The organism is Cedecea colo (genome assembly GCF_011808225.1).
GTDB lineage: Bacteria > Pseudomonadota > Gammaproteobacteria > Enterobacterales > Enterobacteriaceae > Dryocola > Dryocola colo.
Map to the genome: position 1 here is coordinate 260235 of NZ_SOYS01000004.1, position 26053 is coordinate 286287.

A 26053-nucleotide genomic window follows, 5' to 3' on the forward strand; every position below is an offset into this window, starting at 1 on the left:
CCTCTGTTAAAAGTCTTTATCCGCAACCAGCGCCGCATCAAGCGTATGATTGCAGTACTGAATGCTCTCGCGGGCATTGGCCAGGGAGTCGCTGATCAGCGATATCGTCTCTTCATCCTGGGGCGCAATAAGCATTTCAACGATCAGCGGGAGATTAAGACCGGCAATAAGATGGAAGCCGGGGCGATTAATAAAACGAATAAATTCGTTATTCACGCTGCCGGCAAAAATATCGGTTAATACCACCAGTTCATCCTGAACCGAAAATGAAGCAACGAGATTATTGACCTGCTCGGTTAAATCCTCACCTTCATTAATATAAGCACATAAGGCATGGATATTATTTTGCTTACCCAGAATAAGCTCAACCGAATTGAGGATCCCGATAGCGAAAGTGCCGTGGCTGGCAAATATATAGTGTCGTTTCATCCTGACCTCGCAATAAATTCCACCTGTTAAGGGAATAATTGCAACCGCCATGCCAGAAATAGTGGCACAGCGGCAAGCAGGGGCGTCAGACGGGCGGGAACGCGCTAAAACTCTTGATCGTATTGAAGAAATTCAGTTTCTAAATGCAGAATATCGTGAATATAAAACAGCTCGGCTTCGGGGATTTTGACACTGTAGCTGGCCTCAATGACACTAAACGCCTCGCACAGCGCGGCGAGGTGTTTTCGTTGACACTGCGCGCGACGCCCCGCATAGCGCTGGATAGCAGCCTGGCGGATCAGACGTTCAATCAGGCAACTAACGTGGATGTAAAGCGCAACCTTACGGTCGTTGGGCACGGTGACGGCGGCCAGATGCTGATAGCGCGCCAGAAACTGCTCCACCTGATTAATCACCTTGCTGGTATCCAGAATAGTGACCGACTCAATTACCCGGCGCAAAGAGAAGTTCTTCACGATACGCTCGTTAATCAACGTTACGTTCCCGACGGTGGTAATCGCCCCAAACAGCGCCAGCAGCGTTTCGTTGCCCTGCCCGGAAATCAGCGTATCCAGCGAAATATAAGGCACGTCGGGTATATTGGGATCGAGCGTCCCGACCAGCGCCAGCACCTCAAAACGGGAAAAGATCGGCTCACGCCTTTTGTTTTCCGCCAGCGTATCGTACTCATAGGCCACCACCTCAATGCCCAGCTCCTGAGGAATGCTTGCTTTCAACAGGCTGCTCAAATTGCTGGCGGCGCCAATCCCGGTGGCGCAGGTTGTGATAATCGCTTTCGGCTTGTTCAGCTCAGGCCAGACGATGTTATGCTCCACCGGCAAATCTGCGGCTATATCGCTGGCGATGGTTTCCAGATAGTCGCCCCGCAAAATGCGCTCCCCAACGTAAAGCGCCATGCGGGTTGAAACGTTGTTGATAATGACCACCGGCATCGTGACCTTACGGCTGAAATACTGATGGATATCGTTAAGCGAGCCCATATCCACCAGAATCACCAGGCTGCTGGCCTGCGCGTTACGCTCCACGTACTGCGTCACCTGCTGGGCGATGGCTTCAGGCGTGACGTCCAGCGGCATATCAAATGACTCATAGACGGTCTGCTTTAATAGCCGGTTTGCCACGTTCGCAATACTGCTGGCGGTGGCGTAACCGTGCGCCAGAATCACAGCTTTGGTGACCAACTGGCTGGTCTGTACGCCGGTTTTATTAAGCCAGAGCAGCAGCAGCACGCGATCCATCGCCTGAATACGTAAATCCAGCCTGCGGATGAGCGACGCCAGCACCTCCTCGCAAAACAGCGAAAGCAGCGGATATTTCTGCTCTAAAAAACGGTCCAGCTGTTTGCACAGTTCTGCATTCAACCGTGAAGGCTCGACGTTTGACCGGTGCACCAGATAATGCCCGATAGCGTAAATACAGTTGCCGTTAAACTGAATGCCGTAGCTTTTCTCCAGCCGGTAAAACTCTTCGCGTACCTGGCTTGTCACCAGCAGCAGCATCTGCGAACTGGCCTTATCCTGACTATCGAAAATAAGCCGGTCAAACAGGTTTTCAATTTCATTGCCGATACGCAGCTCGATGTCATCCCACGGATGCCGGGCGCTGCGGTACTTTTCAAACAGCGTCAGAACGTTGAGCTGAACGTCGTGAATAAGCATCCTCGCCGCATCCTGAGCCTGCAGCAGCCAAGGCAGGCTGGTATTTTCATCCAGCACGATATCCTCGGTACGCTCAGTCGCGGCGTCGTTGAGCGCGGGCAGCTGCGCCACCACCGGCTCCGGTAAATCATGAATAGACACGCCCAGCGTCCGCCCGCCGCCCTGCTTCGCATACGCCGAAGCCACCACATACTTAACGACGTTTTTCAACTCGCCCACGTTGCCGCGGAAAACATAATGCGCAAGCACCGACAGCAGGCGCGGGCTGATGCTCAACCCAAGGCCAACCTTTTTTGCCTCCAGCCAGAAGAACTGGAGGATCAGCGCTTCCTTCTCTTTGCGGCTGCGGTTTTCCAGGTCCGGCAGCATCACCTGAATAGGAATACGGCGGATAAAGGTGGTCAGAAACGTGCTGTGAATATCCTCGGTGGTAGCGAAAATCAGCCGCACGGAAACCCGATGCCCGCTGGCGGTTTCGCCCAGACGGTAGATTTCGCCCCGGTCAAGCCAGGTGAAGAGCTTTTCCTGCCCTTCGGCATGCAGGCGATGCACCTCATCAAGAAATAAGATGCCGCCGTCCGCCGCCTCGAAGGCCCCGGCTTTATCGGTGCTGGCCCCGGTAAATGCTCCTTTGACATAGCCAAACAGGTTGCCCGCCAGCAATTCCGGGTTGCTGGCGTACTGCGCGCAGTTAAAGGTGACGAACGGCGCGCCGGCGTCAATCAGCCCGTGTGCAATGGCATATTCATGCATCAGCTGCGCCAGATAGCTTTTTCCGGTGCCGCTGTCGCCGGTAATCAACAGCGGCAGGCCGCCGTCAGGATAAAACAGCGCGGTTTTAAGCTGCTCAATGGGCTTTTTCAGCGAGCCCTCATGGCCTATCAGCAATGAAAAATGGTCCCGCTGCTCGCGGCCGCCGTCATTTTCCGCCAGTAGCTCATCAATGCTGGCAAACTCCGTGCGCGAAAGCCGGTAGAACTGCTGTTCGAAGCTCGCCTTATGCAGGAAATAGACGGGACGAGTATTGATTTTTATCAGCACGCCCTGCGCCACCAGCTGGTTAAGGTAATGGCTGGCGGTATTTCGCTGTAAGCCAAAGCGCTGCGCAAGATGGCTGGCGGTAAAAATCTCGCTGACGTCGTGTGGATCGAAAAAGTCGGTCTGGTTAATGAGGAAGGTGAGCAAATCGTCTTTACGCATGAAGCAATCCTTTCACAGCAGTGGGCGCAGCAGGCCCTATGATGCCGTGAAAGCCTGCACCGCAGACGATAACGCCGGGAAGGATTTTTGCTTTTGTGGGCGGCAGCACAAAAGCTGCCGGTATTAAGGTTACGCCAGCAGCAGGCGAATACCCAGTTCGCTCAGGCGCTTTACGTCCTGTTCGGGCAACGCTTTGTCGCTGACGATATGGGTAAAGGCGCTAAGCGGCGCGATGCAGAACAGCGAGTGATGATGATATTTGGAACTGTCGGCAATAAGGATTTTTTTGCGGGCGTTAGCGATAATATCCTGCTTGATCGCCGCTTTCTCTTCGGTCGGGGTCGTAACGCCCTTCTCCAGGCTCCACGAGTTACAGCTCATAAACGCCACGTCAGGATGAATAGCCCGCAGCAAACTTCTGCCGTGTTCACCCACGCAGGACTGGCTGCTGTCATCGATGCGTCCGCCGATAATGGTCACTTCAATCTGGCGAAACTCAGACAGGAACAGCGCAATGTGCAAATCCGCCGTAAACACGCGCAGCGGAAGATGAACCAGGCTACGCGCCAGCTCCAGCGCCGTCGTCCCGGCGTCCAGCACAACTGAATCCCCGGAAGAGACGAGCGATGCGGCTTCACGGGCAATCGCCTGTTTTTGTTTGAGATTACGCTGCTGCTTTTCAAAGGTGGTGGGCTGGATGGGCACAAAATGTTTAAGCGCAACGCCGCCGTGGCTACGGCTGATGACGCCCTGTTCGTCCAGCTTTATCAAATCGCGACGAATCGTTGCCGGGGAAGCGTCTACCGCCTCAACAAGTTGCTCCACTGTCACCAGATTATGGCTTTTCAACACCGCCATAATCTGGTCAAGACGATAATTACTCTTCATTTTTGGTGAGATTACGCCAGTTGCATTGCGAGTTTAATCGAGACCTCCATGCTCGCAGATTTAGCTTTTCCTTGCCAGGCAATATCAAAAGCGGTGCCGTGATCCGCCGAAGTACGGATAAAAGGCAGACCGGCGGTAATGTTTACGCCATCGTAAAAGCCCAATAGCTTAAGCGGGATATGCCCCTGATCGTGATACATAGCGACCACCATGTCGTACTGCCCTTCATAGGTCTGCAAAAAGACCGTGTCTGGAGGACAAGGGCCGAACACCGTTAAACCCTGCGCTTTCGCCGCGTTGATGGCGGGCGTGACGATATTAATTTCCTCATCCCCAAACAGCCCGTTTTCTCCGGCGTGAGGATTTACCCCCGCAACGGCAATACGCGGCGCGGCATAACCCACGCGCCTGAGAAACTTATCGGCAATCCCGATGACCGTTTCAATGCGAGCCTGGTTAAGCGTATCGAGGAACTTGCGCAGCGCAATATGGGTGGAGACATGGATCACTTTGAGTTTATCCGTGTACAACACCATCGCGTAGTCTTTGCTGTTGGTCAGCTTCGCCAACAGTTCCGTATGCCCCGGATACATATGGCCCGCGGTGTGCAGAGCTTCCTTATTCAACGGCGCCGTAGCAATAGCGTGCACCTCGCCAGCCATCGCCAGCTCAGTGGCTCTTTTCACACAACGGTAGGCCAGATCCCCCGCCTGCGCCTGCACTTTGCCAGGCACCAGGGCTTGCGGCCGTTCGAGCGGCTCATCAAGTACGTTGATAACGCCACGCGCAAAACGCGCCTGCGAAACCTGAGTGATGGGGCGTAAATCCACCTCGGGAACCAGGCCTTGCTGGCAAACGTGCCGCAGGGTTTCCAGGCAGCCAATAACCACCGCCGGCGCGCCATGCAGTTCATCCGCCAGCAGCGCTTTGATAATGATTTCCGGCCCAATTCCCGCCGGATCGCCCATCGTTACCGCGATTGTTTTAGTGGTCACCGTACATCTCCTCAATAAAATAGAGCGCATCGCACAACGTGCTCTCCATACCAAACCCACCGGCTTTGGTGATCACCGGTAAATCGTCAATCTCGCTGTTAATAAACGTTCCACAAGGGATACAGGGCGCGACTTCACTTTCGATTCGATATCCTTCCGCCCCCAAAGCGTTAGCAACCGCAATGGCAATATCGCCGCCGGTCAGGAACAGACCGCCAATACGGGCCTGCCCGGTAATTGCCAGCGTCAGCAGGCCGAGCTGGCGGCTTATCTGCTCCCCAATCTGCTGACGGCTAAGGTTATGCCGTTGACACAGCCCATCTATCTGAAAACGATCTTCGGCTTCACGGCTGGTGCGCAAAATACAGTGCAGCCCCTTCTCCAGCAGCTGACAGGCCTGCGTCAGTACCGCCTCGCGGTGATCTTCGGCCTGAGAGGTCAATAGCTTACCGACGTCAATATCGACAATTTCTGCACGCTTGCTGCATTTTGCCTGCTCAACCTGGCGTCGCGTCACTTCGCTCATCGAACCGGCCACAACCAGCACCGGCAGCGCCCGGCGCTCAGTTAACCAGGCGCTTACGGGCAACGCATTCGCAAGGCCTGCGGCGCCAACCAGCAAAGGCGTTTGTGACAGTGACATTGCCGCTCGGGCGATCAGCTCCAGATCGTTATCGGTCACGGCATCCACCACAACCATAGTGTTCCCCTGCCCGGCAAGCTGCTCTAACGCGCTTACAAGCTCGCCGCTTCTCACGCGCGGTAAGCTTATTTCGCAGACCGGAATTTCACTTTGCTGAGCAATCAAGGTGCTGATACGAGAAGAGATGATTGGCGTGCGGGGATCGCTGGCAAACTCCGTTTCCAGCAGCGGCACCCCATGTACCCGGCACTCCCCTTGTTCGGTGGTGCGCCCTGCTCCCGGAATAGCGCCAGCTATCAGCGCCAGCGGCTTCCCCGTCGCCCGCATAGCTGCTTCGACTTCGGCCCCTATGTTGCCGCGAAACGTTGAGTCGATTTTTTTATACACCAGCGGCGAAGCTTCCCCCGGCTGGCACCATTGACATAAAGCCCGGGTAACGGCTTGCGTCGCCTCGTAAGCCGTACTGGCGCGGCTTTCAGTATTAATAACGAGCACGTCAGCGTGGCGGGAAGGCTTCTGCTTTTGGCTCAGCATCACTTCCGTTTTGGCCCCTTTTTTGGCCAGTTGCACTCCGGTGTCATTGGCTCCGGTGAAATCATCCGCCACCACGATTAGCTTCATGCGGCCTCCTTCTCTTTAAGCTGCGCGTTTCGTTTTGCAACCCAGGATGTTAATAGCGGCGTGAGGATCGCGGTGGTAATAACCGAAGCTGCAATTAACGGGGCCGCCGCCGCGGCTACCTGCGCCAGAGAGGGGTCCGCCTGCGCAATAGCCAGCGGCGTAGCAACGGCGTTGCCTGCGGTACTGGAAGCTGCCGCGCCTGCAACGCCTGTGCCGCCCATTAAACGATCGGCGCGGATGTTAAAGTATCCGCCCACGACGGTGGTCAACACGCCAAGCAGAATACCGGCCAGACCGCCCTGCAACAGCATTTCCAGATTAATACCGGCGCCTAAAGCAAAGGCGAAGAAAGGAATCAGCAACGGGCCGCCTTTGGTAAGAAAATCGCGCATATTCGCATCGAGATTCCCCAGCAGCATGCCCACGACGAGTGGAACAAGGATAGCCACCAGCGCCATCAGAGGAATATTCGCCATCCCCGCCGCGCCAAGGGCAATCATGGTAAAGAATGGCCCGTCGTTAAGAGACAGGATGGAGATGGCGCCCACGTCACGCTCGTTGCCAAACTCACCGACCAGCGCAGCGTAGAGACCGCCGTTGGAATTGCTCATCGCCGCAATGATTGCCACGCCGCTCAGGCCAAAGATCCCTTCGGCGCCGAAAAGGTATTGCACGCCAAGCCCCAGCGCTACCGCCACCAGCAGTTTGGTCAGGGTAATGCTCCCGCCCTGCAATAACGCCTGCGGAGCGGCCTTAAAGCTGATGCCTGCTCCCATGCAAAGCAAAAAAGCACCGATTAACGGCGCAGCGCCGTTTTTGAACAACGCCGTGGTAAACCCGCCAATCTCAAGCGCCTGCGGAAAGAAAGTGTTCAGCGTCGCCCCCAGCACCAGCGGGACAACCATCATGCCGCCGGGAACTTTTTCGATTGTTCTTTTAATGTTCATCCTGCACCCACCCCGATTAAATAAAATCAAAATGATTATAATCAATCAAATCCAGGATAGACAGCGATCGCGGTCACAGAATAACCAGCAGGGGAAATGCGGCCCGTATGGCGCGGCGAAAAAGGCGAAAAAGGTGAACAAGAAAAAAAGCATAATGATTGAATTAAATCATTATGCTGGCTCATTTAAACAAGCAGGAAGCAAAGGTCGTTAAAAATCAGTATCCCAGCGCACAGCCATAATCCAGAATCTCGCCTGCCGTACCGAGGTTCAAATCCATTACTTTCAGCCGGTTAGCCAGCAGTACAACGTCGCCATGCTTATTGCTGGTCATCGCCAGGCCATATTTCGCAATGTCATCGCCCCGTTGCTGAACATAGGTATTCAACAGCTTAAAGGGATTCTGCTGCTCAAAGATACCGGCAGGAATTTTCATCGCCAGGTAATCATGCCCTTTAAGCTTGTCACCGAGCGGCTGCCAGCTATTGCCGATGCGTTCTTCCTGCCGGTTAAGCGTCTGATAAACGTCCGGCCGCAGACAGGCGAGATGGATATGCAGTTGATTTTGCGAACGCCCGTACCAGGAGTTTATCGCCAGGCCCAGATAGCGGTCGTTAATGGGTTTGTCCGCCATCTGCTTTAGCCTGTCGCGCTCCTGCCAGGCGTGGTAAAAGAAATGCGCAGCGGCAGGTTTCTGAATCTCAGGATCTTCTATACCGGTGATTTTTTCCGTCGGCATCACCAGCGTATGCAGCGGCCCTTTGGCATCCTTAAATACGACAAAGCGCTTATCCAGATTGACCGTTAAACAAGGTGCGGGATCGTGGCGCTGCTGCTGATTGGGTACGCACTGCTCGCTGATAATCCTCCACAGGGCATCGCTGTTGGCGCGGATAGATAACAGCCAGGCGGTAACGACTACCAGCAGGACGATAAGCAGGAAAAAGAGAATGCGGAGAGTTTTCTTCATAAAGAGTCACATCCTGTGTCAGAGAGATTTACCAAAGCGGGTATAGCGCAACTTTTTACGCAATCTGAGCCCGAAGCATAGAACCAGCAGCCGGCATTCAGTGCTTTTGCAACGACCTGGCGATTAACTGAAAACACTCCTCAATCTGCGGCGGAAAAACCTGCTGATTGCTGCGCATCAGGGCGATAGTGCGGCTCAGGGATGGCTGCTGGAGATGCACCACCTTCAGCTCTTTATCCTGCAGGTGCGTGGTGTAAAGCTGCGGCAGAATGGCGATAGCAAGGCGCGATCGAACCAGACCGTAAAGCGTTTCGATAAAATCGACCTGATAGCGCGCCGTAATGTTCAGACGCTGGCTTTCCGCCATCGCGGCCACCAGACGGCTGGTGTTTCCCCTGGAAAATACACCAATGTCGCGGCGAGCAAGATGCCGCCACGGGATATGGCTGGAGGTTGCCAGAGGATCTTCGCGGTGCATAACAGCCACAAACGGATCCTCCTGAAGCGGATGGATCTCAAGCGTGTCAGGGATGGAACTGTCCAGCGCGCCAATCCCAAAGTCCAGCCGCCCGTTCTCAAGCTGGGCGATCAGCGCATCGTTAGTCCGATCGTGAAATTCAGCGCGCAGACGCGGAAAATGCTGCGCCAGAAGCTCGGGAACCTGCGGAAACAGCAGGCTGCTCACCGATGGCACGAGACCTATACGCAAGGTGCCGCCGCCTCCCTCCTGCACAATGCGCTGCATATCAACAAACGACCGCTGCGCCACGTACAGCACGCGCTCCGCATGGGGCAATATCGCCGCTCCCAGCTCGGTTAACGTCACTGCCGAAGCGGTACGATTCACCAACCTGCCGCCGAGCACCGACTCAATTTGCCGTAACGCGCTGCTCAACGCCGGTTGGCTAATCGCCAGTCGGCTCGCGGTATCGGTAAAATGGCGCAGTTTTGCCAGCGTCACAAAATACTGAATTTGTTTCAGGGAGAGCGCGGGCAGGCGCTGCCAGGGTTCAGCCATGGTGTATCAGGGTTCCGGGGAAAACGTTTGCGACAGGATAAACGTTTCTTATCGGCCGATAAATTAAATCATCTGGGTAAATCGCGTCTGCCTGGAGTAGCCTGCCATTATTTCCTGCCGGACGGTAAGATAATGAATTCATACATGCATGCGGACCTGCGCCGCCGGGCGGTCAAAGCGGCTTTGGGCGAGGCGCCTTTCGACCTGCTGCTGACCAGTGCCAATCTGATTGATATGGCGACAGGCGAGATCCGTCTGGTCGATATCGGCATTGTTGGCTCGCTTATCGCCAGCGTCCACCCTTGCGGCACCTGGGCTGAAGCCGCTGAAACTCACGATCTGGCGGGCGCTTATGTAAGCCCCGGCCTGATGGACACCCACGTTCACGTTGAAAGCTCGCACCTGCCGCCTGCCCGCTACGCTGAAGTCGTCGTCGCTCAGGGCACCACGACTATCTTCTGGGACCCGCATGAGCTGGCGAACGTGCTCGGCGTGGCAGGCGTGCGCTACGCTGTTGAAGCGAGCCGCGATTTACCGCTACGCGTGATCTGTGCCGCGCCGTCCAGCGTACCTTCGACGCCGGGCCTGGAAATGTCCGGGGCTGATTTCGCAGGCCGGGAGATGGAAACCATGCTTGCGTGGCCGGAAGTAGCAGGCGTTGCGGAAGTGATGGATATGCACGGCGTGCTGAACGGCAGCGAACGCATGCTGGAAATTCTCAATGCCGGGCTGAACAGCGGCAAGCTGATTGAGGGCCACGCGCGCGGCCTGAGCGGTGCGCAGCTTCAGGCTTATCTCGCCGCTGGCGTCACCTCGGATCACGAACTGACCTCCGCCGCCGATGCGCTGGAAAAACTCCGCGCCGGACTGACCATCGAAATCCGTGGCTCCCATCCGTATCTGCTGGCGGAAATCGTGGCCGCCTTGAATGCTCTGCCTCATCTATCTTCACAGGTCACGGTCTGTACTGACGACGTGCCGCCAGACATACTTCTGGAAAAAGGCGGCATTATTGCCCTGCTGAATCTGCTGATTGAACATGGCATGAAGGCCACCGACGCGCTGCGCCTGGCTACGCTCAACGCCGCCATCCGTCTGCAACGCCACGATTTAGGCCTGGTTGCCGCCGGGCGCACGGCAGATCTTGTGGTATTCGATTCGCTCGAAAGATTACAGGCGAAAGCGGTGTACGTTGCCGGGCAGCATATAGCGCAAAACGGCAAGTTGCTCAAGCCGGTCAACGCGCCAGACGTATTGCCGCCGCGCGATACCGTGCGATTAAAACCATTGTCGCCCGCGGATTTCGTCATCAATATTCCCGTCGCTCACGGCACCGCCACGCTGCGCCACATCAAGGGCGCGCGCTTTACCCAGTGGAACGAAACCAGCGTAAATGTACGCGACGGCAAAGTGCAGATCCCGGAAGGCTTCAGCCTGATTTGGGTACAGCATCGTCACGGTCGCCACGAAGCCAAACCACAATTAGCGCTGCTGGAAGGCTGGGGTGAACTGCGCGGCGCGATTGCCACAACCTATTCGCACGATTCCCACAACCTGGTCGTGCTGGGACGCGACCCGCAGGATATGGCGCTGGCGGCGAACGCATTAATCGCCAGCGGTGGCGGCATGGCGTTAAGCCAGAACGGTGAGATCCTTGCTCACGTTGCGATGCCAGTTGCCGGAATGCTCTCCGATTTACCCGCAGCAGAGCTTGCTCAGCAGTTTCACCAGCTGCGCGAACTAAGCAACAAAGTGGCCGACTGGGAGCCGCCATACCGCGTATTCAAAGCTATTGAAGGCACGTGCCTCGCGTGTAACGCCGGGCCGCACCTGACCGATCTTGGACTGACGGACGGCACTACGCGTCAGATTGTCAATCCGCTTATTGCCTGCCAGGAAACGCCGGCGAAATAACTACACCACGTTGAAATAGCACAGGAGAGCTACACAATGGTCGAAAACTCAGTAAATCCAGCCGCTTCAGGAAGCTGGCTGGAGCGGCGATTCCAGCTTTATTCGCGGCAAAGCAAGGTGAAAACCGAATGTCTCGCCGGCGTGACGGGCTTTCTTGCCGCCGCTTATCTGCTGGTAGTGATCCCCGGTCTGCTGGCCGTGGGTGGAATGGATAAAGGCGCTGTCACAACCGGCACGATTCTGGTATTTGTCGCGGGCACCCTGCTGATGGCTTTTTACGCCAACCTGCCGTTTATCGTAGGCCCGGGCATTGGCGGATCGGTACTGGTTGGCGTTACGCTCGCCGGCAGCGAAGGCATTGGCTGGCAGACTGGACTGGGTATCGCCTGCTGGTCCGGCATGCTCTTTTTCGTCCTCACCCGGCTTGGCCTGCGCGAAGTGGTCACCCGCTCGGTGCCGCAGTCCATCAAGCTTGGGCTAACGGCTTCCATCGGGCTGTTTGTTGCCATATTGGGTTTTCGCAACGCCGGGCTGGTGCTGGCGAATGCCAAAACTAATGCGCTAATGCTGGGTGATTTCACCGCGCCGGGCGCTCTGATTGCGCTGTGCGGCCTGTTCCTCGCCATTGCTTTGCAGGCGCGACGCATTCCAGGCGCGATTCTCTGGGCTATTCTGTTCGCCACGCTTGTCGGCATTCCGTTTGGCGTCACGCATCTGCCGCAAAGCTTTATCGCTATGCCGCACTCCCTCGCGCCGGTACTCGGTCATGTGGACATGTTTGGCGCGCTGAATATCGCCTTCCTGCCGTATCTGTTTGTGTTCTTCGCCTCTGAATTTTTCTCCACCATGGGCACCACGCTTGCCGTTGGTGGCGAAGCAGGCCTGCTGGATGAGCACGGCAATATGCCGCATATCAATCGCCCGTTTATGGTGGACTCTATCGCTGCGGCACTCGGCCCGTGGGTAGGGATCCCCGCGGCCACCGCGCTGATCGAATCTTCCGCAGCCGCAGAGGCTGGCGGTAAAACCGGGCTAACCGCGCTGGCCGCAGCCATCATGTTCCTGCTGATGCTGCTGTTCACGCCGGTTGCCCTGATGATTCCGAAGGAGGCTACCGCCCCCGCGCTGATCCTCATCGGCCTGAATATGTTCAGCGGGCTGCGCAGGGTGGATTTAGCGAACTTCACCGACGGCCTGCCGGTACTGATGATGGTGATGATTACGCTGATTGCCAACAGCTTCGGCACCGGCATTGCGGGCGGCCTGCTGTTCTACATCATCATTAAGGTGATTGCCGGAAAGTGGCGTGAGATCCCTGCTGGGCTGTATCTGCTGGCGATTCCGCTGGCGTATTACTTTGCGACGCTGGTGCGCCATTGATTTCTCCGGCCTCAGCCGCGTTGGTGCGCTCCTGAGGCGCCGGGAGTTCAGCGGATAACGATCCGTCAATCACATAGAGAAAGGGTTGCCATGCCATAACTACCTCCAGCGGCGTTTTCCCTGAGTGTAGAGGACGCCGCGGCGGTAGCATTGGGTCGAAAGTCTTAACGAGCCATTGACGCTAAGCCTTATGTTCCGGCGGGAGGCGCCTGCATTTTCCGGGTTACAACGTCAATCTTCAGCCTCTGCCCCTGCGCGAAGTACTGCCCGCCACCGATACTGGCATTTACTGTCCAGGCATTGGTCGCCTGTCTCCCGCCAGCAGTACGTTTATGGAAATGCGGAGGTTCAATTCAGGGAACCGGCCGCAGAAAAATGATGCGCTGAAATGGTCGTGTGGGGCTAATAGAGTAACAATATATTTTGAACGCATTTTGACCTATTTTTAACCGGCCAGGAAATCACCTGGCGTTAACTCATCCCTGACTGCTTATGAATTAAGTCAGCGAACATATGTTCGCTCGTTTATTTTTATTATGATCCTTCCTCTGTTTACTTTGCACAAAGGCTTCCCATGCTTACCCTTGTTATAAGAGAGAAAAACAGCCACTTCGTTCATGGTCTAAAAATCATTATTGAACAGCTATGCCGCCATCGGCGTGAGGCTTTCCATATTTTACCTGCGGAGCATCATGACGTAGCCGATATTGTTTTTGTCTCTCTGGAAGATGGCTGGGTAAGCGCCAGCTGTTATAAAATACCTCAAATTACAAAAGTGCAGCGCATTATTCTTATTTGCCGAAAGTCAGAACATGAAAAATTAATGTTTCGCCCCTGCCTGTATATGCTGCCGGTCATTTTTTGCGAGGATGAGATTGACGAGATAAGCAAAAAAATCGCTCACTGGATGGATCCGAATCGGCGAGGAAGAAACACTCGAGCCGTGCCGGCAAGCGTTTGTAGATACTGTACAACCCGTCATTTCACCGTTCCTGAACGCGAACTACTTAAGCACATTGCCTGTGGACATTCTCTGTGTGACACGGCCCATCTGATGAACATCGATACGCCGATAGCTCGGCAGCATCGTCAGGCTATCATGAAAAAATTACGTATCAGCAATCAACAAGGTTTAATGAAATTTATAAAGATGAACCTGGGTTTTTTGTTTGATTAAACTTCCTGGCTATCCATGCCGGAAACCAGTAGCCATTTATTGTTCAGGGAGCTGCGCCTGTAAAATCAAGCGCCTGATTAAGAAATTTCCAGCCTAAATTTAAGCCAGGCCCAATATCTATCAGCATATTCTCCTGTCAGAATATCTTCAGTACAACATAAACAAAATGCGCTTTCGCCACGAGTCTGTAGCGCAGAACGTCACGGTTAGCAAAAAAATAATTATGAATATTTTAGTTAATGACGCATTATTTATTAGCATTCTAACAATTATCGGAGCGTTTTTTATCCGCAAAGAAATAGCCGATCTAGATTGTGAGTGAGCGTTTGCATTTAACCATCCGTAAAAGAAGACATCGCCGTATTAGCAACGAGGGGCCGTTTCACCCCAGAGGCTCAGGCATACCGATGATCTTCGACCGCCTTGAGTATTTCCAGCAGCAAATTCGCGCGCTGCGCTTGCAACCGCCGGTAGATATGCTTCTTGTCAGTAATGACAGATACCTTTCGCTTGCGCTCACGCAACACCTTTTCAAGCGAACCCGCATCCACATTTGTGCAACCCTCGAAGAAGTCATGAGCTTTTTTAAACAAACGCCGTTGCCGGGTATCGTTATCGATCTGGACTGTATAACGATTCCCGTCATCCAGGTGCTCGCCGCTATTCGCCTCTGGCATAAAGAAAGGCCCGGCATCAACGTCACGCTGCTCACCGCCGGTCGGAAACCGGAAGCTGCCTGTTTTATCGTTGCGGCCGCAGCATGTCGGGTTATCGAACGGCGGCTGGACGTCAGAATAATGGCATATTTATTGATGCTACAGCCTTGTTCCCCGGCGCCCGTTCAGGCTAACTATACGCGCGAAAACGACGTCCTCTCGCTGCGTGAATGGAACATTCTTATGGAAGTTGCCAGCGGACATTCTTTGAAAGCGATCGCGGTCTCCTTAAAGAAGCCGTATCATTCGGTGGTGTACACCCTGGGCCGCGTGTCGGTTCGTATTGGTTTGAATAACAGGAAGACGCTTATTTATTTACTTCACGAATTGTCTGTCGTACCGACTGAGAGAAACTGTGAATGCTGACCTGCTGGTTTTCGCATTGCGGCTAAGAAATTACTTATTTTTAACGTTTCAATACTGTTAAAACAGAACAATTCATTAACAATTATAATTATTCCTGGATCGATAAATCGCCCTCGCTACCCGGCCTGAAGGGGAAAAAGGTTAATTGTAACCCTGTAAAAACTTAACAAAAAACTCACAATCCCTATTTCATACTATTTTTAATATTTAAAAAGAACTTTTAGTTTAATTATCTTGTTTAGTCTGGAAATATCTCTCAAATAAAAAATGCATCCCTCACGAAGCAGAACTAAATAATGCCAGACCGGCCTGACGGCAACAGCAGCCTTTCTCTCTTATAATATGAATGTATAATCGACCCATCGGAATAGCCTATAAGAAAAACCCATACATAAATGTATCGGCGTTTTTTATAACCCCCATCGCTAATCATAAATACGCTACCCAACGGAAGGTTTAATTTTAAATGGAGAACCCACCACATGTATTTGACATCTTAGCCTGTTAATATTTCATATATCGCTGCCGTGGCCCTGCGCCAGTGCGGTGTTTTCCTCAAACAATCCGAGGTAAAAAAATGAAACCTGCATCCGTAATTATTATGGACGAACATCCTATCGTCCGAATGTCGATAGAAGTGTTGCTCCAGAAAAATAAAGCTATCAGCGTCGTGCTGAAAACCGATGACGGCCAGGAAGTCATCGATTATATGCGCGCTCATCCGGTCGATCTCATCATCCTGGATATTGAGCTCCCCGGCATAGATGGGTTTACGTTACTTAAAAGAATAAAAAACATACAGGAAGATACCAAAGTCCTCTTTCTGTCATCTAAATCAGAAAGATTCTATGCGGGGCGAGCGATTCAGGCGGGTGCGAACGGCTTTGTCAGCAAGCGGAAAGAACAGGATGATATATTTAAAGCGGTAGAAATATTACTGTCCGGGTACTCATTCTTTCCTTCAAATACCCTGCATTTTATTAGCCAATCCCACTCGCGCAAGGGTGCCGTAGATGATATGCCGCTCTCTAATCGCGAGGTCACCGTATTACGCTATCTGGCGAACGGATTATCTAATAAAGAAATTGCAGAGCAGCTTTTGTTAAGCAACAAAACGATCAGCGCGCATAAGGCGAATATATTCTCTAAGCTACACGTTACTTCTATTGTTGAACTTATCGACTATGCGCGAGTGAAAGAATTATTATAAGAGCACCCTTACAGACATAGTGCACACATTGAATGCTCAGTAATAATTAATCATAAAGGTGGCATCGGCATTGGCTTTTCCCGGCTGCGGGTTATCCGCCAGCGCTTTATAATTGGCAAAAAAAGTTAGCGTTACATCGCCATTGGCATCTACTGCTATATCCTGGCTCGCCTGATCCAGGGGCAGCGGGGTTCTGTCTTTGTCGCGCAGCTCAACCGCGACGTTAGTGGCGCTACTGGTATCATTGAGCGCCAGCAGCGCCGGATTCCCGTTCGCCTTCCTGCCTGAAAAAGTAATCGACGCCGATCCCGGCGGGCAGCCGTTAAGCTTCAGCGTGAAAGGAATGCTTTGTGTGGTACTCCCCGCGGTGCGTAGCTGCTTAGTTGGCCATGTGCCCAGATGGACGGTTTTGTTACCGTAGCCCGCTTCTACATAGCAACTATAATCCACCACATTTCCGCGCAGCTTGATGTTTATTTCGCCCAGCGGCGCATCCGCCCACGCGGCGCCCGCTAACAGTTCCGCAGACAGCGACATCGCCAGAAAACTATATTTGCGTATGTTAGTCATAGTCCACCCTCAAATATCCGCGTGAAGTAAACGGGCCTGCCGCAGGCTTATTCCCCGTCACGCTCACCGGCCAGGCGCGGATATCAACCCTTGAAGTAGCGGCATCGTCGAGGCGAAAATTAATTTTGCTGCCCATATTGCCAGGCGTAAGCGGAGTTCCTGTGCCATCGGCTACGATAAAACCGAGGTCGCGATTGTCGGAAACCATCATATTGCCGGAGCTCTTTTCCGCCTGCAGGCGCAGTGAGAGATAGGCCTGCGCCTCGACGTTAGTACATTTGATGCCGATAGTTTTGGTTTGTGGCGTCACGCTCTGCGGACGATTACCCGCCCCGGCCTGGCTAAACAGCGCCGCGCCAATATCGCCAAAATCAAACTCGACGATTTGCCCGGCGTTGATTTCGCAGGTTTGCGGCACTTCCACTTTGCCGCTGTAGCTGATGGTATAAACCGGCGTAGTCAGCGGATCGGTGTTTTGCGTCGTGACGTACACCATAAACATGGTCTGGTTCGGGATGGTCACCATGTTGATAAAGCGCTTCACCACTCTGAGCCGGAAGACCAAATTCGAGTCTTTGACGGGAAACGGCTTGCGCTTAGGGACGTTAGGATGTTTGCCCATCTGGATATAGTTGGCAGGCGGATGGAACACGCCCACCTCACTGTCGGTGATCTTCATGCCACCTTCAAGGTAGTCATTAATTTTTAGATACTTATAGCCATCTATCGTTTCCTCTATCGGCAGCGTGGTGACGTAACTACGCATAGTCCTGTCGCCAGTGGTACCCGCCGGGCAGATAGCATTAACGCCGATCCACTGGGATTTTTCCGCCAGCACAACGATCTGTCCAACCTGATTATTAGAGCGGTTGAAGGTGTTTGACAGGTCGTATGAGATTTCCGTCGGCACGCCTTTTGAATTGACACAAACCGTGGCATAAGCCGGTGCCGCGCAGGCCAACAGCACGGCAACGGCAAGATACATCTTCGCTTTCATTTTTAGGTTCCTGAGCCTTACGGCTTCGCTATGAACAGATGGCATTAGCCACCACGACAGCCTGTTTTAAGCTCTCCGCCGGCAGTGAATAAGGTGCAAAACAGCGCGATCCTTCGCCGTCGCCCCATTGAATTAGCAGCTTCCCTTCCAGCGGCAGGCCGCTTAAATAGATCTGTCCGGCATCGCCCACCATGCTGGTCGCGCCGCTGCCCTCTTCACGCACTGCCGAACCAAACGGCACCGCACGGTCGCCGCTTTTCACGTTAATGATTGCCCGCACGCCAATGCGCGCATTAAACGCCGCCCTTACCAGCGCGCCCTGTGTGGGCGCCACGTTGCTGACGTTGTTTTCAATATCGGTATGGTTATCCATCGAGTTGGTGTCCAGCGCGATACGGTTGTAGCGATAAACCGTGGCGTAAGGCATCACCGCATAGCCTCGCCAGTCGGTTTTCACTCCGGTCTGGTTTTCCACGCTGATGCCGGATGCGCCGGGCGCTTTAATCAATACGTTCGTGTCGCCAAGCGGCTGGCTGAAGGTAATGCCGTCGGCATGTCCTACCACACCGCCGGAAGCCTGCCAGTTAAACTCACGCTGATTGCGGTCGTAGTTATAGCCCAGACCCAACGTGCCGTAAGTCGCCTGCCAGTTAGCGCTGGCGCTGCCGCTATAGCCGCTGGAACTGCTGCGGCCCTGGGTCACGCTGTAGTTTAAATTGCGGCCCTCAAGCAGCGTGCCGCCAATGCCTGTTTGTACCGTGCTTTGCCCGTCGGCGTTTTTGCTGGCCGCAAAGGTGGTATAGGCGTGGTCGATAGCTTTATCTCGTGAATAGCCGTGACCCAGCAGCGTGCTGAACGGAACGGAAAGGTTAAACGCCACGATGCGATTGTTATTCGCAAGCCCGACAGATTTGCTCCACGAAGCGGAAACGGAATAGCTGATCCCTTTCCAGCCGCTGGCGTAGCCGGCCTGATACGAGGTGTTGTGCCGATCGGTGCCCCAATAAGTTTGCTGGCTGCCGGAAACGTACAGCGAGCCGTAATCGCCTAGCGACTGGGAGAGGTTGACCTGTAAACGCCCACGCTTGCTGTAGCGCAGGTTGTGATAACTTTGCGGCTTCCGTACCTTATGATGTGTTCCATCGTCCTCAAGCTCGTACTCGTAACCTTCTATATTTTTGTACGCCACTTCATCCAGCGTGTAGAACCCGCTCGTGGAGTAGCGATAGCCCAGAAGCTGGAAGTTGGTGCCATAGCTGCTCAGGGATTTGGCATACAGAAAACGCAGCGACTGTCCCTGATGCTCGCTGTCATCGGCAAGCTTGCTGCGCGCATGGGTGACATCCATAGAAATCGCGCCCCACTCGCCGAGGTTCTTTCCAAGCCCGATTGCCGCTGCGGTGTAGCTTTCCGCAAGCTGCGTGCCGCCATAGACCGTATAGCCCTGCGGCAGGCCCGCAATCAGCGTGCCCTGAGTAAAGAACAGCGTGTCCTGTTGGCCGTTGCCGCTGCGTAAATCCCCGGCGACCAGGTCATACTTCAGGCGTCCTTCACGCTGCAACAGCGGCACGGTAGAGTACGGCACGGTGTATTTTTGCTGGCTGCCGTCTTTTTCTTCCAGCGTGACTTCAAGATCGCCGCTCGAAGAGGTCGGATTCAAATCGCTGATAGCGAATGCGCCCGGCGATACATAGCTTTGATAAATAACGAAGCCGTTCTGGCGAATAATCACTTTGGCGCTGGTACGGGCGATACCACGTACCGTTGGCGCGTAGCCCTGGAGGCTATCCGGATACATGCTGTCCGACGAATAAAGACGCGCGCCGCGAAAGCCAAGGCTGTCGAACACATCGGTGCCGGTATTGCTGTCGCCCATCACCAGCTCGCCTTTTAGCGGAATAATAGCCCGCTGCGCGTAGGTGCTGATGTTCTTCCAGGTATTGGTGTTATAGCTATCGCTGCGGGTATAGCTCCATGCGCCGCTGTTACGCAGCCGCCACGGGCCGTAGTTCAGTCCGCTTTGCAGGCTGAGATAATAGCTGTCGTTATTGCTGCTGCGGTTGCCGGTAAACGAGTAGTTCACCAGCGCCGCCGGAATGCCCTCGTCCCACTGGTCGGGCGGGATATAGCCGCGCGAGCCGTTCAGCATTGAGGCCTGCGGCAGGCTGATATCCAGGCGCAGGCTGGCAAAATCAAACGTCATTTCCACGCCGGGAACCTCTTTGGTCACCGGCACGCATTCACCCGCTTTATATTTTGCCAGCTCAGGATAAGCGAGCATGTTCAGCCCCAGGCGTTTAAGCCAGCCTACGTCCAGGCAGGGTACGAGGCCGCCGGATTTAACGTCGGCTCCAGAGCGGGCTTTATCCGCCTCCACAAACGAGAGATCTTCGATGGCGATAAACTCATCGTTGCGCCAGATATCAACGCGATACTTGCCCGGTGCCTGGCCACTGCTTTTTTCAAAACGCGACAGATCCGCCACGGAGGCGGCATCTTCGGATAAAAACGCCGGGTTAAAGTAGCTTTCGGCAAGGCTTACGCCCGGCCAGAGCGTCGCCATTACCCATGCTGCCAGAGGGGCAAGCGTGAGTGCCTGGTGCGTGAGCGACTTTTTGATCATTTCCCTGCTTCCCAATTGGCCACACGGCATTACTGCATGACCCCGGCCTGGACCGGCGTCACCGCGCCGTAATCATTTACGGTCTGGTAAGAGATTCGCCCTGACAATTTTGCGGGCACAGCAACTTTCGCCACGCTCTTAGGAGCGACCATGGTATTAGGCAGCTTTTCGTTGCCGATCTTCAGGTTGACCGTGGAGATATAGTAAGGAGAAGGGTTATGCAGGCTGAGGTAGCCTCCGCTGCGGGAAAAACGCAGCTGCCTGACCGCTTCTTCCGGCTGCATCTGGAGATTTTCCGGCCGTACGAATAATTTAATGCGCGACAAAATAGCCAGCTGCAGCACGTTATTATTTTCAACGGTATTTTTATCTACCGAAGGAATGGCCTTCACGTTCATCCAGAAAATAGACTCACGATCGGCAGGCAGCGGCTGACCAACATAGATAATGCGCAGAGTATTTTCGCTTTTTGCCTCGCTGGCAAACAGCGGCGGCGTAACGATAAAACTTTTATCTTTTTCACCGAGATTATTCTCTATCCATGAATTGACCAGATAACGCTCTTTATTGTCGTTATTGTTAATAGACAGGGAAGCCTGCTTCGCATCGGCGGAATAAATAACGCGCGTGGCGCCGAGGCCAATTCCTCCGCCCGCCAGAGCAGAAAGACTTATTAACAAACATAACGCTGCGGCCACGCCTGATTTAAATAATGTATTCATCACGACAGATACCATTAATTGTGAATAATTTCGGCTCAGGAATAAACCGGCGTGCGCCAGACTTGAGAATGCATATTTCCCGGCAAGACAGGTTCGGTAACCGAACGGTAACAAGCGGTAAAATATCAAGCCATTTGCTGGTTTTTAATCATGGAAAAATAGCCCGGATCGGTATTGGGAGTAATGAACGGCTGCTCGCTGTCGAATACTGCGAGCCCAATACCGGTGCTGGCGTCATTGCCATTAACGCTGGTCAAAGCCAGAAATACCTGCGGATCTGCGATGAAAACTGCTTTCTGAAAAGCGATATCCGTCTGCTCAGTAACGTCGGGAAGGCAGTCGATCAATCGAATCACAAACGCAATGAGGAACAGGAATTTTCTTTTCATGTTCACCCTCGCAGGGTTGATATGGAATCCGCCTCCTCCCTGAGGCCAGACACATCCTTGCGCCTGTCGATTACTCGTATTTCATGACGAAAGTGGCATCAGCGTTGGCCCGGCCCGCCGTTGCTTTAGCCGCCGTTGCTTTATAACGAGCGGTGAACGGCAGGGTGTTAACGCCGCCGTTCAGATTTTGCGCGGTAGAGAAAGTCGCGCCGTCCGGGGGAAGTACTTTAGAAGCGCGGTCGAGGATCTGGATACCAACGCCCGTTGCGGTGGTGCTGTTATCACTGGAGTTAACCGCCAGCAGGGTTGGGTCAATGGCATCAGCCTGGCCTGCGAAAGCAGCGGCAGCGGTAGCGGCAACGGTGCTGTCACAGTCGTTCAGAACGATAGTGAAAGGAATCTGGGCTGAGGTATCACCAGCTTTGGTGAAAGCGGCAGTGCGATACTGGCCCAGTTTTACAATCTGGCTGTCGGACTGAGTGCTTACGGAGCAAGCTGCGTTAACCAGCTCACCCTTAAAGTGAACGGTACCGCCGTTAACGGTAACCGGCGTCGAAACCGGGTCAGCTGCATAAGCCGAACCACTTAACAATGCGATGCCAGCAACCAAAGAAGAAGCAACTTTGGATAATTTCATAAGTATTCCTTTAAGTATTAAAATGCATATCCGGGTATAACTGCATATATATTTCAGTATTTATTAATGATCTTTATCGCCGGAGCAGCACCTAACGGTCTGATTAGCAGGCCGGTGCTCTCAGGTAATGCTCAACGCAGAGATAATTAATTAAATATTTAATACGCCATTGGCGACGAGGGATAAATTAATGCAAGTGCGAGGCAAATAATAGCCGTCAAAACTTTATATAGCCTAAGCAACGCCTTAATAATCCCTAAGAAAAGACGTGAATAACCCAGGCTGGCGGTAAGTAAAGTTGCAAAAACGTTAAATGTGCCACAATCGTGATGCTACACTGTGCGGCTTTATTGCAAAGACGTATCTGGTGACGAAATTGAGTGAACATATTGAAGAAAAAATCCAGCCGGGAGCGGTGATCCGCCCCAACTGGTCGGCAGTTTTTGCCGTGGCGTTTTGCGTCGCCTGTCTGATTACCGTGGAATTTTTACCGGTGAGCCTGCTGACACCGATGGCGCAAGAGCTGGGTATTTCTGAAGGCGTGGCCGGGCAATCGGTCACCGTCACGGCGTTTGTCGCGATGTTTGCCAGCCTGTTTGTCACAAGCGTCATCCGTTCAGCCGACAGACGCTACGTCGTTTTCCTTTTCGCCGTGTTGCTCACCCTCTCCTGCCTGCTGGTTTCTTTTGCCAATAATTTCACGCTGCTGCTGTTGGGGCGAGCCTGCCTGGGAATTGCACTGGGCGGTTTCTGGGCGATGTCGGCCTCGCTGACCATGCGTCTGGTCCCTGCCAGAACGGTGCCAAAAGCGCTGTCGGTTATTTTTGGCGCGGTGTCCATCGCGCTGGTTATCGCCGCTCCGCTGGGGAGTTTTTTAGGCGGCATTATCGGCTGGCGCAACGTGTTTAACGGCGCGGCGTTAATGGGCATAGCGTGCATTATATGGGTGTGGAAAGCGCTGCCGTCGCTGCCGGGCGAATCCAACCGCCACAAACAAAACATGTTCGGCCTGCTTAAGCGCCCCGGCGTACTGGCTGGCATGGCGGCCATTTTTATGGCCTTCGCCGGACAGTTCGCGTTCTTCACTTATATCCGTCCGGTGTATATGACGCTGGCGGGTTTTGACGTCGACGGCCTTACGCTGGTGCTGCTGAGTTTTGGTATCGCAAGCTTTGTGGGCACCTCGCTCTCGGCGGTGTTTCTGAAGCGTTCGCTGAAGCTCGCGCTGGCCGTCGCACCGTTAATTCTGGCGCTTAGCGCTTTAACGCTGGTGCTATGGGGGACGGATAAAATTGTCGCCTCCGGCATCGCTATTATATGGGGCTTCGCTTTCGCGCTGATACCGGTCGGTTGGTCCACGTGGATCACCCGCTCGCTTGCCGATCAGGCTGAAAAAGCTGGCTCTATTCAGGTAGCGGTCATTCAGCTTGCGAATACCTGCGGCGCCGCAATCGGCGGCTACGCGCTGGATAACCTCGGTCTGCTTTCACCGCTGGTGTTATCCGGAAGCCTGATGTTGCTGACGGCATTGTTGGTGGCGACGAAAGTACGGGCTAAATAAATATGCGTCGGGTGGCGCGTTGTTTACCCGACCTATAAGGCCAGGCTTTGCCAGGGCGGATAAACGTTAGCGTCACCCACCAGAGATCGGCAGATGACGCTAAATCACGCCGGTGACCGCTGCAAAAACAGCCTGTCTGTGAAAAGTCATTCAGGATGCATTTCAATAAATGCAGCAGTTGTTTTTTTGAGTTTGCCTGGCCTTTAGCGAGAGGCCACAACTTTTTTCTCTCCGTCTGATGATCGTCTCGCCCCTCTTTAACGAATCAAAGAAGTCAGGTAAATAACCTGCGGGTTCATAAACTGCTGGAGACTTATGCACGACTCTTCTCACCTGCATAAGCCAATTATTTCTCTCATTTACCCGTTGCTGGCTTGACCCATCACCGTTCTGAACAGCAGCGCATCCAGTTCATCGGCGTTTCTTTTCCGGCTCCCGGAAAGCGGCGTGCGGTCGCTATTTGCTGCCAGCTCTTGTTTTATAAAGTCATGAAGCAATGGCCTGCGCGGCCCGTATTTTGCTTCGCCTGCATTTTGTTTTATCGCAAGCAGCTCGTTTATTTCATTCAATAGCAAAGGATCCTGAACCGTGCCTTCAACCAGTTCATCAAAACGTACCGGAGGCAAACCTTTCCCGGCTTCCAGCCACTGCACCGCCAGCAAAGGCCGCAGGACATAAAAATATTTTTTGAGCCTTACTTCATCACCCTGCAAATAGCCTCGAAAGTTTTTTCGCGCCATAGAGAAATAGTGCCAGCGCGATTTCTGTGCAGAAAACCACTCCGGCGCCAGCGCCCGCAGTACATCCATTGTTTCGCTATCTTGTTGATAAACCACCGGCGAACCGAGCCACTCCAGCAGCGTTGGGTTTGCGCCTTTTAATAACCCCAGCGCTTTGCGCCATTCCCAGCCGCAAACGTCCAGTTCATTGTCTATCGGAAGTTCAATAACATCCCGCTGCGGCTCAACTCGCAGATACCATTCAGGGGCGTGGACATAGATAAAGCGCACGTCGTAATCGCTGTCCGGTGAGGCGAAGCCCCAGCCGCGGCTGCCCGATTCGCAGGCGTACAACACTCGTACGCCATAACGTTTTTCTATGTCACGCAAAACCAGGTGGACCCTTTTACGCATAGCGGCATTTACGCCGTTCAATCCCGTTTCCATTATTTATCCTTTTACACAGACTACCTGACGCAGCGTGTGAACAATTTCCACCAGCGAAGACTGGGCCGCCATTACCGCATCGATGTCTTTATAAGCCATTGGTATTTCATCGATGACATCGCTGTCTTTCCGGCATTCAACATGCGCCGTCGCACGAATTTGATCTTCCACGCTAAAGCGCTTTTTCGCTGCTGTTCTGCTCATGGTACGGCCCGCACCGTGGCTGCATGAACAGAAGCTTTCTTCATTACCTAATCCACGCACGATAAAGCTTTTTGCGCCCATAGAGCCGGGAATGATCCCCATCTGGCCTTTTTGTGCCGATACCGCACCCTTGCGGGTTATCAACACCGATTCGCCAAAATGCGTCTCCTGCTGCACATAATTGTGATGGCAGTTAACCGCTTCCTGGTGAGTAGTAAACGGCTTCGTGATGATGCGTGAAAGCGCTGCCAGAGTACGTGCCATCATTACTTCACGGTTATGACGAGCAAAATCTTGCGCCCAGCTAACCGCTTCCATGTAATCCTCAAAATGGCGGCTCCCTTCCTGAAAGTAGGCAAGATTACGATCCGGCAGATTAGCGATATGCAGCTGCATATCCTTCTGGGCAAGCGCGATAAACAACGAGCCGATGGCGTTGCCTACCCCACGCGAACCGCTGTGGAGCATCACCCAAACCTGCTGCGCTTCGTCCAGGCAAACTTCAATAAAGTGGTTACCGGTGCCCAGGGTTCCAAGATGCTGATGATTATTAGTTTTCAGCAACTGCGGGTATTTGTCCGTCAGGCGCCTGAAGCGCGGGGCCAGCTCAGCCCAATGCTTATCCACTTCCTGCGGCGGGTTTTCCCATGCGCCACGATCCCTTCTGGAACGCGTCGATGTACGGCCATGCGGCACGGCTTGCTCAATAGCGCTTCGCAGCCCCGCCAGGTTATCCGGCAGGTCGCTTGCCAGCAGAGAAGTACGCACGGCAATCATGCCGCAGCCGATATCAACGCCCACTGCCGCCGGAATAATTGCACCATGGGTTGGAATAACGCTGCCGATGGTCGATCCTTTACCTAAATGTACATCCGGCATTACCGCCAGATGCTTAAAAATAAAAGGCATTTTCGCCGTATTCAGAAGCTGTTCTCGTGCCTCTGGTTCAACCGGCACACCCTGCGTCCACATTTTTATCGGTGCGCTATTGGCTTGATTGAGCAACTGATACATTTCGTTTTTCATCAAGG

Annotated in this window: 22 protein-coding genes; 6 read left to right on the plus strand and 16 right to left on the minus strand. The window is 53.6% G+C overall.

All coding sequences use genetic code 11. The features are described from left to right. Nucleotides 1-6 precede the first annotated feature (6 nt). The 8 genes from E2L00_RS11620 to E2L00_RS11655 all read right to left on the minus strand — a co-directional run bounded on the left by E2L00_RS11620 (nucleotide 7) and on the right by E2L00_RS11655 (nucleotide 9390). On the minus strand, nucleotides 7-429 hold the full coding sequence (locus E2L00_RS11620) for a PTS sugar transporter subunit IIA (RefSeq protein WP_167611457.1): 423 nt from the start codon (nucleotides 427-429) through the stop codon (nucleotides 7-9). Nucleotides 430-533: 104 nt separating this feature from the next. After that, complete coding sequence (locus E2L00_RS11625) at nucleotides 534-3308, minus strand: sigma-54-dependent transcriptional regulator (protein ID WP_167611460.1); 2775 nt, start codon at nucleotides 3306-3308, stop codon at nucleotides 534-536. 129 nt (nucleotides 3309-3437) lie between these two features. Then, on the minus strand, nucleotides 3438-4196 hold the full coding sequence (locus tag E2L00_RS11630; protein ID WP_167611463.1) for a DeoR/GlpR family DNA-binding transcription regulator: 759 nt from the start codon (nucleotides 4194-4196) through the stop codon (nucleotides 3438-3440). 11 nt (nucleotides 4197-4207) lie between these two features. Continuing rightward, complete coding sequence (locus tag E2L00_RS11635) at nucleotides 4208-5191, minus strand: D-threonate 4-phosphate dehydrogenase (RefSeq protein ID WP_167611466.1); 984 nt, start codon at nucleotides 5189-5191, stop codon at nucleotides 4208-4210. Further along, nucleotides 5181-6455 (minus strand): D-threonate kinase, encoded by a 1275-nt coding sequence (gene dtnK / locus E2L00_RS11640; protein ID WP_167611469.1) that lies wholly within the window; start codon nucleotides 6453-6455, stop codon nucleotides 5181-5183. The genes E2L00_RS11635 and dtnK overlap by 11 nt, the downstream gene beginning before the upstream one ends. Beyond that, nucleotides 6452-7402, minus strand: a complete 951-nt coding sequence (locus tag E2L00_RS11645; protein WP_167611472.1) for a 2-keto-3-deoxygluconate permease 1 — start codon at nucleotides 7400-7402, stop codon at nucleotides 6452-6454. The genes dtnK and E2L00_RS11645 overlap by 4 nt, the downstream gene beginning before the upstream one ends. A gap of 217 nt (nucleotides 7403-7619) precedes the next feature. Next, nucleotides 7620-8372 carry a CDP-diacylglycerol diphosphatase gene (locus tag E2L00_RS11650; protein ID WP_167611475.1) on the minus strand — a complete coding sequence of 251 codons (753 nt, stop codon included), beginning with the start codon at nucleotides 8370-8372 and terminating at the stop codon, nucleotides 7620-7622. Nucleotides 8373-8469: 97 nt separating this feature from the next. Continuing rightward, nucleotides 8470-9390, minus strand: a complete 921-nt coding sequence (locus E2L00_RS11655; RefSeq protein WP_167611478.1) for a LysR family transcriptional regulator — start codon at nucleotides 9388-9390, stop codon at nucleotides 8470-8472. 144 nt (nucleotides 9391-9534) lie between these two features. Between E2L00_RS11655 and E2L00_RS11660 the strand changes: the two genes are divergently transcribed. From E2L00_RS11660 to fimZ, 5 genes are all read left to right on the plus strand, one after another. Beyond that, on the plus strand, nucleotides 9535-11304 hold the full coding sequence (locus E2L00_RS11660) for an adenine deaminase (RefSeq protein ID WP_420808849.1): 1770 nt from the start codon (nucleotides 9535-9537) through the stop codon (nucleotides 11302-11304). Between the two features lie 36 nt (nucleotides 11305-11340). Then, complete coding sequence (locus tag E2L00_RS11665; RefSeq protein WP_167611484.1) at nucleotides 11341-12684, plus strand: NCS2 family permease; 1344 nt, start codon at nucleotides 11341-11343, stop codon at nucleotides 12682-12684. A 574-nt stretch (nucleotides 12685-13258) separates the two neighbouring features. Beyond that, the gene (locus E2L00_RS11670) at nucleotides 13259-13861 is read left to right on the plus strand and encodes a fimbriae biosynthesis transcriptional regulator FimW (protein ID WP_167611487.1); all 603 of its coding nucleotides are present in this window, start codon (nucleotides 13259-13261) and stop codon (nucleotides 13859-13861) included. 407 nt (nucleotides 13862-14268) lie between these two features. Continuing rightward, nucleotides 14269-14943: a helix-turn-helix transcriptional regulator gene (locus tag E2L00_RS11675; protein WP_167611489.1), complete on the plus strand. Its 675-nt coding sequence runs from the start codon at nucleotides 14269-14271 to the stop codon at nucleotides 14941-14943. A 577-nt stretch (nucleotides 14944-15520) separates the two neighbouring features. Beyond that, nucleotides 15521-16153: a fimbria biosynthesis transcriptional regulator FimZ gene (gene fimZ / locus E2L00_RS11680; RefSeq protein ID WP_167611492.1), complete on the plus strand. Its 633-nt coding sequence runs from the start codon at nucleotides 15521-15523 to the stop codon at nucleotides 16151-16153. Nucleotides 16154-16189: 36 nt separating this feature from the next. Here the strand turns inward: fimZ and sfmF are convergent, their stop codons facing one another. From sfmF to fimA, 6 genes are all read right to left on the minus strand, one after another. Further along, complete coding sequence (gene sfmF, locus E2L00_RS11685) at nucleotides 16190-16723, minus strand: fimbria assembly protein (protein ID WP_167611495.1); 534 nt, start codon at nucleotides 16721-16723, stop codon at nucleotides 16190-16192. Beyond that, complete coding sequence (fimH, locus tag E2L00_RS11690; protein WP_167611499.1) at nucleotides 16716-17720, minus strand: type 1 fimbria D-mannose specific adhesin FimH; 1005 nt, start codon at nucleotides 17718-17720, stop codon at nucleotides 16716-16718. The genes sfmF and fimH overlap by 8 nt, the downstream gene beginning before the upstream one ends. Before the next feature lie 28 nt (nucleotides 17721-17748). Then, nucleotides 17749-20343, minus strand: a complete 2595-nt coding sequence (locus E2L00_RS11695; RefSeq protein ID WP_167611502.1) for a fimbrial biogenesis usher protein — start codon at nucleotides 20341-20343, stop codon at nucleotides 17749-17751. A gap of 29 nt (nucleotides 20344-20372) precedes the next feature. After that, the gene (gene fimC, locus E2L00_RS11700) at nucleotides 20373-21065 is read right to left on the minus strand and encodes a type 1 fimbria chaperone FimC (protein WP_167611505.1); all 693 of its coding nucleotides are present in this window, start codon (nucleotides 21063-21065) and stop codon (nucleotides 20373-20375) included. 125 nt (nucleotides 21066-21190) lie between these two features. Next, complete coding sequence (locus E2L00_RS11705) at nucleotides 21191-21454, minus strand: fimbrial protein (RefSeq protein WP_167611508.1); 264 nt, start codon at nucleotides 21452-21454, stop codon at nucleotides 21191-21193. A gap of 70 nt (nucleotides 21455-21524) precedes the next feature. Further along, entirely contained in the window at nucleotides 21525-22091 is a 567-nt protein-coding gene (gene fimA, locus E2L00_RS11710) for a type 1 fimbrial major subunit FimA (RefSeq protein ID WP_167611511.1), read from the minus strand. Between the two features lie 376 nt (nucleotides 22092-22467). On the opposite strand from fimA, the gene nepI reads away from it, so the two are divergent. Continuing rightward, nucleotides 22468-23652, plus strand: a complete 1185-nt coding sequence (gene nepI, locus E2L00_RS11715; protein ID WP_236127722.1) for a purine ribonucleoside efflux pump NepI — start codon at nucleotides 22468-22470, stop codon at nucleotides 23650-23652. A gap of 359 nt (nucleotides 23653-24011) precedes the next feature. Here the strand turns inward: nepI and E2L00_RS11720 are convergent, their stop codons facing one another. Together E2L00_RS11720 and E2L00_RS11725 are read right to left on the minus strand one after the other, a co-directional pair. Further along, the gene (locus E2L00_RS11720; protein WP_167611515.1) at nucleotides 24012-24818 is read right to left on the minus strand and encodes a nucleotidyltransferase domain-containing protein; all 807 of its coding nucleotides are present in this window, start codon (nucleotides 24816-24818) and stop codon (nucleotides 24012-24014) included. A gap of 3 nt (nucleotides 24819-24821) precedes the next feature. Continuing rightward, nucleotides 24822-26048, minus strand: coding sequence for an RtcB family protein (locus tag E2L00_RS11725; protein WP_167611518.1), 1227 nt, complete (start codon nucleotides 26046-26048; stop codon nucleotides 24822-24824). Nucleotides 26049-26053: the final 5 nt, after the last annotated feature.